Origin of the sequence: Bradyrhizobium sp. TM233, from assembly GCF_036247965.1 — a bacterium.
Taxonomy (GTDB): Bacteria; Pseudomonadota; Alphaproteobacteria; order Rhizobiales; family Xanthobacteraceae; genus Bradyrhizobium; species Bradyrhizobium ottawaense.
On record NZ_BTIG01000001.1, the window covers coordinates 171,893 to 183,511 of the forward strand.

14 protein-coding genes are annotated in these 11,619 nt (G+C 64.2%); 1 reads left to right on the plus strand and 13 read right to left on the minus strand.

Annotation, left to right across the window (positions count from 1 at the left end; all coding sequences use genetic code 11):
- Positions 1 to 522: 522 nt before the first annotated feature.
- Complete coding sequence (locus tag AABA86_RS00780; protein WP_212248925.1) at positions 523 to 1,293, plus strand: response regulator transcription factor; 771 nt, start codon at positions 523 to 525, stop codon at positions 1,291 to 1,293.
- Positions 1,294 to 1,406: 113 nt separating this feature from the next.
- Here the strand turns inward: AABA86_RS00780 and AABA86_RS00785 are convergent, their stop codons facing one another.
- The 13 genes from AABA86_RS00785 to AABA86_RS00845 form a co-directional block, all read right to left on the minus strand.
- Positions 1,407 to 1,865: a hypothetical protein gene (locus AABA86_RS00785; protein ID WP_212248924.1), complete on the minus strand. Its 459-nt coding sequence runs from the start codon at positions 1,863 to 1,865 to the stop codon at positions 1,407 to 1,409.
- Positions 1,862 to 2,374 carry a flagellar biosynthesis protein FlgN gene (locus tag AABA86_RS00790; protein ID WP_212248923.1) on the minus strand — a complete coding sequence of 171 codons (513 nt, stop codon included), beginning with the start codon at positions 2,372 to 2,374 and terminating at the stop codon, positions 1,862 to 1,864. The genes AABA86_RS00785 and AABA86_RS00790 overlap by 4 nt, the downstream gene beginning before the upstream one ends.
- A gap of 42 nt (positions 2,375 to 2,416) precedes the next feature.
- On the minus strand, positions 2,417 to 2,893 hold the full coding sequence (locus AABA86_RS00795; protein WP_338305428.1) for a rod-binding protein: 477 nt from the start codon (positions 2,891 to 2,893) through the stop codon (positions 2,417 to 2,419).
- Positions 2,890 to 3,279, minus strand: a complete 390-nt coding sequence (locus AABA86_RS00800; protein WP_338306130.1) for a hypothetical protein — start codon at positions 3,277 to 3,279, stop codon at positions 2,890 to 2,892. Before AABA86_RS00800 ends, AABA86_RS00795 begins: the two co-directional genes overlap by 4 nt.
- A 37-nt stretch (positions 3,280 to 3,316) precedes the next feature.
- Positions 3,317 to 4,069, minus strand: a complete 753-nt coding sequence (gene fliR, locus AABA86_RS00805) for a flagellar biosynthesis protein FliR (protein ID WP_212248921.1) — start codon at positions 4,067 to 4,069, stop codon at positions 3,317 to 3,319.
- Positions 4,066 to 6,147 (minus strand): flagellar biosynthesis protein FlhA, encoded by a 2,082-nt coding sequence (flhA, locus tag AABA86_RS00810; RefSeq protein WP_338305429.1) that lies wholly within the window; start codon positions 6,145 to 6,147, stop codon positions 4,066 to 4,068. The genes fliR and flhA overlap by 4 nt, the downstream gene beginning before the upstream one ends.
- Positions 6,148 to 6,223: 76 nt before the next feature.
- Positions 6,224 to 6,490: a flagellar biosynthesis protein FliQ gene (gene fliQ, locus AABA86_RS00815; protein ID WP_018318462.1), complete on the minus strand. Its 267-nt coding sequence runs from the start codon at positions 6,488 to 6,490 to the stop codon at positions 6,224 to 6,226.
- A complete protein-coding gene (gene flgD / locus AABA86_RS00820) occupies positions 6,487 to 6,909 on the minus strand; it encodes a flagellar hook assembly protein FlgD (protein WP_212248919.1) in 423 nt (140 codons plus the stop codon). Before flgD ends, fliQ begins: the two co-directional genes overlap by 4 nt.
- 14 nt (positions 6,910 to 6,923) lie before the next feature.
- Complete coding sequence (flbT, locus tag AABA86_RS00825) at positions 6,924 to 7,334, minus strand: flagellar biosynthesis repressor FlbT (protein WP_212248918.1); 411 nt, start codon at positions 7,332 to 7,334, stop codon at positions 6,924 to 6,926.
- Complete coding sequence (gene flaF, locus AABA86_RS00830; RefSeq protein WP_212248917.1) at positions 7,334 to 7,678, minus strand: flagellar biosynthesis regulator FlaF; 345 nt, start codon at positions 7,676 to 7,678, stop codon at positions 7,334 to 7,336. Before flaF ends, flbT begins: the two co-directional genes overlap by 1 nt.
- Positions 7,679 to 7,733: 55 nt before the next feature.
- Positions 7,734 to 8,792, minus strand: a complete 1,059-nt coding sequence (locus AABA86_RS00835) for a flagellar hook-associated family protein (RefSeq protein WP_338305430.1) — start codon at positions 8,790 to 8,792, stop codon at positions 7,734 to 7,736.
- 3 nt (positions 8,793 to 8,795) lie between these two features.
- Complete coding sequence (gene flgK / locus AABA86_RS00840) at positions 8,796 to 10,274, minus strand: flagellar hook-associated protein FlgK (protein ID WP_338305431.1); 1,479 nt, start codon at positions 10,272 to 10,274, stop codon at positions 8,796 to 8,798.
- 34 nt (positions 10,275 to 10,308) lie between these two features.
- The gene (locus AABA86_RS00845; protein WP_338305432.1) at positions 10,309 to 11,541 is read right to left on the minus strand and encodes a flagellar hook protein FlgE; all 1,233 of its coding nucleotides are present in this window, start codon (positions 11,539 to 11,541) and stop codon (positions 10,309 to 10,311) included.
- Between the last annotated feature and the right edge of the window lie 78 nt (positions 11,542 to 11,619).

The window sequence follows — 11,619 nt, forward strand, 5'->3', positions numbered from 1 at the left end:
TGTGATTGTACGGGGATGCGGAACCTTAGACCCATCACGATGCAGAACTAGTTTAGTTTCCGAAGCAACTGATGCGTTTGAATATATCAAGAAACAACCCGAAACAAACCAACAGCATCAAGCACACGTAGCAATCGCTTTGTTACGCACGCTTGATCGGAAATCGGCAATTGTTACGGTCCTACTCAAGTGATTCTCGCCAGTTGGCGAGGAGATCGACACAGATTCAGTAGCGTTCGGACGCGATCAGCAACTTGGCGCAACTGTTCTAGGTCGTTTCTCAATCCGCTCCGCGAGGTGATCCGTAAGACACCCGCCGGGCCTCACGCAGTAAGCGTTCAGTATCGAGTTGAAGTACCAGGCCTGCGAGACGCAGGCACTGAATGCGTAGGGCTGCCCGCGAATATCGAAACCATAACAACGGTTCGCGGGAAGGAATGTCGTCAAACAGCATCGTTGCCGAGCCGGGGCATCACAATAACCAACCGGCCGCAAGAGGTGCGAAACAGGGGCGAAAGACTGATGTATATTATCGTTGATGATCGCGAGAGCGTCGCGAACAGCTATGTCGGAGGACTCGTTCGCGAAGGCGTATCGTCGATCGGCTTCTCCTCCGGAGAATTCTGGGACTGGCTGCAATCCGCGAGCGAACCGGATCTGGCAGCGGTGGACGCCTTCCTCCTCGGGGATTGCGATGCCCGCGGAAGCCTGCCGCGGGCGATGCGCAAGCGTTCCTCGGCTCCCATCATCGCCATGAGCGGCCAGAAGATGCTCAAGAACACGCTGGAGCTGTTCGAATCGGGTGTCGACGACGTCGTGCACGTGCCGATCCACCTGCGCGAGATCCTGGCCCGAACGGCCGCGATCGCGCGCCGCCGGGTGGGCGAGCTGCCGAGGCCCTGCGAGAGCAGGATCCAGGTCTTCTTCAACGGCCGTGACCCCGAGATCGCGGGCCACGCCCTCACCCTGCCCCGCCGCGAACTGCGCATTCTCGAATATATGGTCAGCAATCACGGCAAGTGGATCACCAAGACGCAGATCTTCAACGCGGTCTACGGCATCTTCGAGTCCACCTTCGACGAGAGCGTGATCGAGAGTCACGTCAGCAAGCTGCGCAAGAAGCTCCGCGACCGCCTCGGCTTCGACGCGATCGTGGCCCGGCGTTACGTCGGATACCGCCTCGACATCCCGGCCGGCGAGACCCTCGACGTGCCGATGCAGGAGCTCGACGAGGTCGGCATCATCCTGAACAGGGCGCACGCCGTCCCGGCCGCCTACCCGGCCGGAAACTGACACGGCGAGAGCCTGCCACGAACAGACAACGGCCTCCGCGAAGCAGCTTCGCGGAGGCCGTTGCATTTTCGGCGGCAGAGGCGTGAGGACGGATTCTCCGGCCTCGAAACGCTCTACGGCTTCTGCTGGAATTCTTCCTTGGACACGTAGTTGAAGTCCTCGACCAGAACGTCCTGGACGACGTCAGCCTGCATCCGCTCGTTGACGCGCTGCTTGATGGCGGTCGTCAGGATGGAGAGGTCGTAGCGGGCGAGCTTCCTGAAATCGAGACGCTCATCAGCATAGATCCTGCGGAAGGCCTCGTCGACGACGAACGGCTCCGGCGGAACGTTGAGCTGGTGCATGGTCCGCCCCTCCACGGTGTAGACGAAGCGCGCAACGATATAGCCCTGCACAATGCCGTTCTCGACCATGGGCACGCTCAGGGCCCGCGTCTTCTGGTATTGCAGCCCGTCGAGATATTCGTCCTTCGCCGGCAGCAGGCTGCCGTTTTCCTTCCAATAGGCCACGCCGTAGCTCGTGCCCGCGGTGAGGATGCATACCCAGAGCCCGGCCAGCACCAGTCTGATCATTTTCCGTCCTGCGCTGCGCGACCGGTATAGGTGCCGTCCGACTCGGCTTCCTTGATCGCCTTGACGATGATGCTCGCGACCTCGCGCACCGCGTCGTAGTGCATTTCGAGGATCGAGCGATTCCGCTCGAGCTTCTCGCGCAGCCGCTGAATTTCCTCGGTGACCTCGACGTCGCCGCCGAGATGCATCCGCGCCCGCATCAGGCGGACGAATTCGAGCATGCTCCGGCTCTTCCGGGCGCTGAAGTCGTCGAAATCGATCTTCTGACGCGTCGCGAGCGCGACCGTCTCCTCCTCGACGATGCTCTCGAGCCGGCGGATTGCTGCCAGCAGGCCGCGCACCTCATCCGATCTCGCCGCATCCGCGCCGTCGACCACGGCCTCGCCGCTCACGACCGGCAGCAGCACGGGCAGCAGCGCATCGGCTTCTGCCGCCTCCGTCGTCATCACCCCGGTGTTCGCGACCGGCTGCTCGATCACCATGGCCGCCGCGCTGTCTTGTGCCTGCATAGGAAATTCACCCTTCAACTTCTGTCACCCGTTCGCGGATCATCATCCGGCCTTGCCAGCACCGTTCGGCCCCGCCGGATTCGCGGCGGCCAGCTGCTTGGCGATGCCAATGCCGTTGCCCTTTGCCAGCTGGCTGCCAAGCTGCTCCGCCAGCATCGACTTCCAGACGCCGCCAGCCGTGCCCTTGCCAAAGACCTGCTCGGATTCCTTCGGCAACATCGTCTCGACGAAGGTCTGGAGGATGAAAGCTTCGAACTTCCGGTACACCTCGCCGGACGCCGGCGCCTTGATCATCCGCACCGGCGCCCCGTTCACCGCATCCGACTGCGCCTCGGCAACCTTCGTCGCGGGCTGCTCGGCAGCTGCCGCCGCCTTGCCGGCCTCCGCGTCCATCGTGGCGGCGAAATCGGCGCCGGATGATTTTAACGCGTCGAGTTTTGCGGTCGCCGCGCGCTGCGTCACGGGGTCGGCGGCATCGAGGACGTCGAGAACGAGGTCGGGTGTCGCGGTCACGATCATGGCTTGTTCCGGTTGGCTGGCGGTGGCGTCCACGCGCGCACGGCTGGGCTTATTCCCGTCATCTCTTCGAGGATCTGCTTCTCGGCGTCACGGAGCTTGTCGGCCAGCGCCGCCTTCGCGACCTGCTCGAGCTGCTTGACGCGGCGGCTCTCGGCGCGAACCTGGTCGAGCTGCTGCGCGGCCTGCGTCCGGATCGCGCGCGCACCGACGCTCGTCCTGTTCAAGCGCCGCGCGATCGACTCGCTCGACGATCCCGCCGGCGGCTTGCCATCGTTCAGGGCTCCCACCAGCCATTCCTGCTCGTCCTGCAGACTTCTCTCCTGCTGCCGCAGCTGCGCGAGCTGCCATTCGGACAGCCGGAGCTGGAGCTTCACCAGCGAAACCATCCGGCCGAGCTTGTCCGCGCGCGACGTCGTCACAGCATCACTCCGCCAGCCAGGACGAGAGGCCGAGCATGAATTGCGTCAGCAACTCGTCGCTCGTGAGGTAGAGCAACATGAAGCCGCCGAACAGCACGAAGGGCACGGAGATGAAATAGACCGGAATCGCCGGCGTCAGCTTGTTGATCAGGCTGACCGCCAGGTTGACGATCACCGAATAGACGATGAACGGGCTGGCGATCCGCAGCGTCAGCACGAACGCCTCCGACAGACGGCCGACGAGCAGGTCGAGCGCCATGCCGCCGCCGAGCCGGCTCCCGGGACGCCAGACGTCGTAGGAGTTCATCAGCCCGCGCAGGACCTGCCAATGCTGGTCGGTCATGAAGAACAGCGTGGTGACCGACACCATGATCAGCGGCACCAGCGCCGGTGCCGGATCGCTGTCGGCGACCGGCGTCCCCGGGATGTTGCTGAGCCCGATCGCGCTCGCCATCACGGTCGCCATGGTCTGCAGCGCGAGAAAGAACACCCGCCCGCCGAGCCCGATGACGCTGCCGACCACGAGCTCGGAGCAGATCAGGAGCGCCAGCGTCAGCGGCGCGGCGTTGTCCGTGAGCGGTTTCAGCACCGCGATCAGGATCGGCGTCAGCGCGAACGTCGTGACGAGCGCGACGAACAGGCGGACCTGGGCCGGAACGTTGACGCTGGAAAAGCCGGGCACCAGCATCAGGCAGGCGCCGATGCGGCAGAACACGATGAACGTCACCAGCACGCTGTCGGCAAGGCCGCTGATCACGACACGGCTCCGAGCGCCCTGATCTCGGCGCTGCGCGCGACTTCGACATGCGACAGGATCGGCAAGGTCGGGAACACCCGCTCCAGGATCATCCGCACATAGGGACGGGCTTCCGGCGTCACCGCCAGCACCACGCTGGTGCCGTTCTCGGTGAACTTGCGGATCGCGGCGCTGGCTTCGGTCGCGAACTGCTCGATCAGGCGCGGATCGGCGTCGAACTCGACGACGTCGCCCTTGGCGTCGCGCTTCAGGCTCTGGTGGAACGCGAGGTCCCAGCGGTTGCCGAGCCTGACGACGTTGAGCACGCCGTTGTCGGAGAGGTCGCCGCAGATCTGCTGGGCTAGCCGGGTCCGGACGTGTTCTGCGACCTGCTCGGAGCGCCGCACGTGAGGTGCGATCTCGGCGATCGCCTCGAGGATGAGGTGGAGATTGCGAATGGAGACGCGCTCGGCCAGCAGGATCTTCAGGATCGCCAGCAGGCCGGAAAAGGAGATCTGCGACGGGCAGAGATCCTCGACCAGGCGCTTGTACTCGGGATCGAGCCGGTCGAGCAGCGCGCGCATGTCCTTGTACGACAGCAGCTGGGCGAGGTTCGCCCTGAGCACCTCGCTCAGATGCGTGAGCAGCACCGACAGATTGTCGACCGGCTTGCAGCCCTGCCGCTTGACTTCATCGGTGAAGGCCTCCGTCACCCACAGCGCCTTCATGCCGAAGGCGGGCTCGATCACCTCTTCGCCGGGCACGTCGGGCTTGCCGTCCTTGTCGACCAGCACCAGCACCTCGCCGAGCCTGAGCTCGCCATGGGCGACGCGGGTGTCGTGGATCCGGATCTGGTACCCCTTGGGGTCGATCGACAGATTGTCGCTGAGCTTGATCTCGGGAATGACGAAGCCGTACTGCTTGGCGAACTTCTTGCGGATCTTGGCCACGCGGTGGGCCAGCTCGGTGCGCGAGCCCAGGAGATGGACCGAAAGATGGCCACCGAGCGCAAGCTCGATCTCGGCCGTCTTGAGCTGGTCCTTGACGGATTCCTTGGCCTCGGCCTGGGCGCGCTCGTCGGCCTTGCGCACATCTTCCTTCCGCTCCCGCGCCGCCTGCCGCCTCGGCAAGGTGTAGCCGACGAAGGCCATGACGCCGCCGAGCAGCATGAAGGGCGCGAGCGGCAGCCCCGGCATCAAGGCGAGCACGAACATCATCAGCGCGGCGGCCGACACCGCGCGCGGATAACCGCTGAGCTGCCGCAGCACGGCCTGCTCGGCCGATCCCCTGGTGCCGCCCTTGGAGACCAGCAGGCCCGCTGACAGCGACACGATGAGCGCCGGCATCTGCGACACCAGACCGTCGCCGACGGAGAGCTTCGTGTAGACGTCGGCGGCGCGCGACAGCGTCAGCCCGTGATGGGTGACGCCGATGATGATGCCGCCGAAAATGTTGATCGCGGTGATGATCAGGCCGGCGATGGCGTCGCCCCGAACGAACTTCGAGGCACCGTCCATGGCGCCGAAGAACGCGCTTTCCTCTTCGAGCTCGCGGCGCCGGCGCTGGGCTTCCTTGTCGTCGATCAGGCCCGCCGACAGATCGGCGTCGATCGCCATCTGCTTGCCGGGGATGGCGTCGAGGGTGAAGCGGGCGCCGACTTCGGCGATACGCGTCGCGCCCTTGGTGATCACGACGAAATTCACCGTGACCAGGATGGCGAAGATGATCAGGCCGATGACGAAGTCGCCGCCCATGACGAACTTGGAGAAGCCGGCGACGACGTGGCCGGCGGCCTGCTCGCCCTCCCCGCCGCGCGACAGGATCAGGCGGGTGGTCGCGACGTTCAGCGCCAGCCGCAGGATCGTCGCGATCAGCAGCACGGTCGGGAAGGCCGAGAAGTCGAGCGGTCGCTGGATCCACAGCGCGACCATCAGGATCAGCGCCGACAGCGCGATCGAGAACGCAAGTCCGAGATCGATCAGGATCGGCGGGATCGGCAGGAACAGGATCGTGAGCATGGCCACGATACCGCCGGCGAAAAAGGCGTCGGCCCCCAATCGTCGTGGGGTCGGCAGGCTAGCAACTAACGTATCGGCCATGGGTCACCGGCAGGGGGTCCACCCCTAATCTGCCCCGCAAAGCTTACGCGGGGATGGTGGCCGAGGCCGGCGCGGATCAGAAGCCGCGCTCGATCCGCGAATAGACCATCTCGGTGAAAGTGGAGAGGTGCGCGCCGATGAACGAGCCGGAGACGGCAACGACCAGGAGGATGACGATGATCTTCGGAACGAAGGTCAGCGTCACCTCCTGGATCTGGGTCAGGGCCTGGATCAGCGCGATGATGGTGCCGACCAGCATCGCGGCGCCGACCGCGGGCCCGGAGGCGACGATGATGGTCCAGATCGCCGCCTGGACGATGTCGAGAGCGTCCCGTTCGTTCATGACTGGCTGATCGTAAGTCCCGGTCCGACCGCGACCTTGGTGCCGTTCTCGAGGGTCGCGATGGAGCCGTCGGCGTTGATGGAGACCGAGGCGACCTTGCCGCTGAAGCTCGCGCCGGTGGCGTCCGTGAAGCTGACGGTCTTGCCGATCAGGCCGTTGGCCTGCGACAACGATTGCGAGGACAGCAGCGCATCCAGCTTCGAATTGGTCTGCATGGCCTGCTCGACCGTCGAGAGCTGCGCGAACTGGCTCATATATTGCGACGTATCCATCGGATTGGTCGGATCCTGGTTCTTCATCTCGGCGACGAGAAGCTGAAGAAACGTGTTGTAGTCGACGCTGTTGCTCGAGGTCGAATTGGTGGAGCCGGTCGAACTGGACGACTTGCTCGTGCTGTCGGTGGCGCTGTTGACGTTCATGTACCTCTCCGCTGTCAGGCAGCCTGGAATGGGGACTCGGTGATGGTGCCGGCCAGGATAGCCTGCTCCACCGGGAACAGGGCCCGGATCCGCTTGAGCGCCTCGAAGTAGCGGGTCGCCTCGACCAGCTCGTCGACCGCGCCCAATCCGTCCAGCATCTCGCGGCTCTCGCATACCGCGCGCAGGGCCGCGTGATGCTGGGCATAGAGCGCCGCGGCGTCGCGGATGTCGGTCGGGTTCATCAGCATGAGCTGGACGATGAAGTAGAGCTGCCGCAACGCCGTGGTGGCGTCGGAGGCCTGCATGACCTGCCCTTCCAGCAGGAACATCACGTCGTTGACGAGCTCGACGGAGACCTTGCGGTCCACGCGCAGCACCGCGCCGTTGATGTAGATCCGTTCGCCCGCCCGCAAGGAGATCTTCATCAAAGAGCGTCTCGGATCATGCGGTTGATTTCGATGAGCTGCATCACGTCGTTCGATTTCTCCTCGCGAAGGCGATCGGCCTCCTTGACGACCCACAGGCCGATCGAGATGATGTCGGCGCGCAGCTTGTCCGGGAGCCCGTTCTCCGGATGCGAGAGATCCTCGATGAAGATCGTCCACAGCCGCCGCACATAGAGCAGGCTCTCGACCAGATCCTCGAGGCGGAACACGCCTCTCTGAATCCGCTCGAGCCGGTCGATGCCGAGGCTGAGCGCCTGCCGCTCGCGGCCCCGCGCCTCGTGACCGCTCTCGTCGACGACCGATTCATAGGCTTCAAACGTCATCAGCATCACTCTGCGCAGGAGACCGGATAACAAGACGAGGTAGCGAGCCTCGGCTCTAGAGATAGTTGATGAGGCTGATCTGCTGCAGCTGCGAGGTCAGCGCGAGCGCTGTCTTGATCTGGGTCTGCAGGGTGTTGACGCGGACCGAGGCCTCGGTCGGATCGACCTTCTCCAGCTTGACGATCTGGTCGTTGAGGATGTCCTTCTGGATCTTCAGCTTCTCGGTCGCGCCGGTGACCCGTTGCTGGATCGAGCCGACGGTACCGCCGAGCACGGCCAGATCGTTGATCGCGCCGCTGACCAGACCGATGGCCTTGTCGACGACGACCTGGAACGTGTCCTTGCTCAGGCTCGTATTCCCGAGATCGGTGAGCATGGTGTAGGCCTCGGCCAGCTTGCGGAAGCCGGGCTGATTGGCGCTGACCGAGCTGTCGACCACCTCGGTCGTGGAGATGCGGCTCGACAGCGTCTGGTCCGTGGCCGACGACCAGTTGGCGTTCCAGGCCGGGCTTGCGAACTCGGTGTCAAAGGCACCGTTGAGGAAGTTCTGCATCTGCGCCGGTGTGATCGTGCTCACGCCGGGTGCAGATTGCGAGAAGCCGAAGCCCGCAGGCGGCGCCGCCGCGAAATCCGTATCGACCCGGTTCTTGCTGGCCGAGCCGGCCGTGTAGTTCGTGATCGGCACGGTCTGCGTATTTATTCCGCCGAACAGATACGACCCGTTGTAGGAAACGTTGAGCGCGCCGATGACGTCCTGAAGGTTCGCGGACGCGCTCGGCATGATGATCTTCGCGCCGCTTTCGGCGTCGCGGGCCGCGATCAGGTTCTTGAGGAATTCCGACGCGGTCTTGCCGAGCTGCGTGATCCGGTTCTGGGTCACGTCGAGGCGCCCCGCAACCAGCTCGTTGGTGTCGACGAGCTGGTCGGCGAAGTCGAAATCGGCGCGCAGCGCCACGTCGCGGCCCGTCCCCGTGCCGAGCTCGAGGCCGACATCGGCGAAACGGCCGGTGGTCGCCTCCTTGGAGGCCTTGGTCAGCGCGCTCTGGTTGTTCGTGATCGACGACCTCAACGACGAAGACAGCATCAGGGTCGAGATGTAGTTCGCGCTCATCATGACTTAATTCCCCACGGCAGCCAGCAGGCTCTGCAGCATCTCATCGACGGTGGAAATGATCTTCGACGACGCCGAATAGGTGCGCTCGACCTGGAGCATCAACGACATCTCGTCGTCCATATTCACGCCGCTGACGTTGGACAGCGCCGCGGTGCTGCGGTCGAGCAACGTATTCTGATACTGGACGTTGTCGTCGGCGGTCTTGCGCTGGCTTTCGATCCAGCTCGCCGAGGAGGACGCGAACTCGATCACGCTGCCGCTCGGCTTGCCCTGAGCCGCGGCGTCGAACGGCTGCGGGGCGCCCATGTTGTTGATGAGCTGCTGGAGCCGCGTCGAGAAGCCGGCATTGCCGGTCGTGTTGTAATTATAGGCGGGAACGCCGCTGATCGCGCCGTCGCGGAGCAGGTTCGGGTTTCCGCCCACGGCCGGATCGACCGAGGCGGCAACCGCGATCTTGCCCGCGAGGCCCACCGAGATCGTGGCGCTCGCAGGCATCGCGGGCGCGCCGGGATAGGTGAACAGACCGGGCCTGTCCGCCAGCGTCGGGACAGGTGACTGGTCGCTTTCCTTGAAGGCGTCGATCAGGCCGCGCGCGATTTCGTCGAGCTGGCTCTGATACGTGACCGTGTCCTTGTCGCGCAGCTGGGCAAGGCCGGCGAGCTTGCCGGACTTGAGCGGCATGACGGAATTGGCGCCGGTCACGGGCACACCGTCGATATAGACGGCATTGCCCGTGGTGCCGGCGGTGTAGGCGTTGGTCGGTGCGAAGCTCACGGTCCGCGCTATCTTGTCGAACAGAACGACGCCGCTGTCGGTATAGAGCGCCGCATCTCCATTGGGCCGGATCGACATCGAGACGCCGACCTCTTGCGACATCCTCGAGACGATGCTGTCGCGCTGGTCGAGATAGTCGGTGACGTCGTCGCCGGAGATCGTGCCCTTCACGATCGCGGTGTTGACGGTCTCGAACTGGGACAGCAGCTGGTTGATGTTGGCGACCGACGCCGCCATGTCGGCGTCCGCCCCTTCGCGGACCGACTGCACGGTCTTGGTGGCCTGGTTCAGCGCGGTCACCATGTCCTTGGCGGACGTCACGGCGGCCTGCGCCAAGGTCGCATTGTCGGTGGAGTTGGCGTATTGCTGCAGCGCCTTCTTCAGCTTGTTGAGCTGGGCGGTCGGCGACTGCTCGAGCTCGGGATCGTCCACCGTCGAGGCCGCGATCTTCTGCAGCCCGTCATAGATCACGCTCTGCTTGGCCGACGACGAGGTCGCGGTCAGCACGTTCGAATAGAGACCGGAACTGGCGGCGCGTTGGATCGCCGCGACATAGACGCCGGTATTTGGCAGGTTGTCGAGCACGGCGATCTTGCGCGAATAGCCGGTGGCGCTGGCACCGGCAATGTTGCGCGAGATCGTCGATGACTGGATGCCCGACGCCATGAGCGAGGCGCGAGCGGAGTCGAGAGCAGCGGTAAGGGACATGATCTACTCTTGCCCGGGGGGAGCGCTGAAGAGTTCAGCGCTTCAAGTTGACGACGACGTCGAGCAGGTCGGCGCCCGTCTGGAACGATTTCGAGTTCGCGGTGAAGCCGCGCTGCGCCTCGATCATCCCGGTGAGCTCGTCCGCGAGATCGACGTTGGAGTCCTCCAGCGCGCCGGACTGGACCGTACCGAGCCCGCCGGTGCCGGCGTTCCCGGCCTGCGCGTTGCCGGAATTCATGTTGGTCGAATAGACGTTGCCCGGCTCAGGCGTCAGATTGTCGGGGCTTGCGACGTCGGCGAGCATGATGGTGTAGAGCGTCCTCTGCTGCCCGTTCTTGAGTACGGCCGTAACGTATCCTTTCTCGTCGACATTGATCTTGTCGATCGCCGCGGGAACACTGCCGTTGACGGTCGCCTTGAAGCTGAAGTCGGTACCCACCTGCGTCATGTTCGACAGGTCGAGGGTCATCGCTGCACCGCCGGGGACAGTGAGCGCGAGAGTCGTTGGGCTCGCCGCGGCCAGCGCGCCTTTGCCGGTTGCGGTCGTATCGAAGGTGAAAGTGGTGGCGGCACCAACCGACGCACCTGTCGCTGAGTTGTAGGCCTGAATCTGCCAAGTGTCCGTGCCGGCGGCCGTCGCCGTATGGGACATGTAGACGTCGAGCGTGACGGCCTGGCCGATATTGTTGTAGGCCACGATCGAGCTCTTCGATGAATATGACGCCGGGCCGGGAGGACCGGCAATGACAGCCGCCTTCGGATCCATATTGCCGGTCGTGAGCGTGCCCGCCGTCGACGGCACCGGCACCTGCGAGACTTGGGCGATGTTGACGATCTGCATGCCGGACAGGCTGTTCTGCGAGAAATTCGTGACCTTGCCGGGCTGGCCCAGAAGGTAGTAGCCCGCCGCATTGACGAGGTTGCCCTGAGCGTCCGGCACGAACGAACCGGCGCGCGTCAGGAACTGCTGCGTGTTGGCGGCGTTCGAGACCACGAAGAAGCCGTTGCCCTGCACGGCAAGGTCCGTGGACGACGTCGTGAACTGCGTATGTCCGGCGTCGCTGATGGCGTAACGGACGGTGGTCTCGACAGCGCCGGAGTCGTAATTGCCGGAGCCGCTCTTCAGGATCAGCGAGGAGAATTCGGTCGAAGCCCGCTTGTAACCGGTGGTGTTGACGTTCGCGATGTTGTCCGAAACCGTCGACAGCTTGTTGGACTGCGCGCTCATGCCGGAAACACCGGTGCGCATAACACCATACAGGCTCATGAAGTGGGCTCCTTTGGTAGGTTGCAGTTACAATGGGGGATCTTGCTTGCGCGGGGCTGATGGTTCGGAACCATGCAC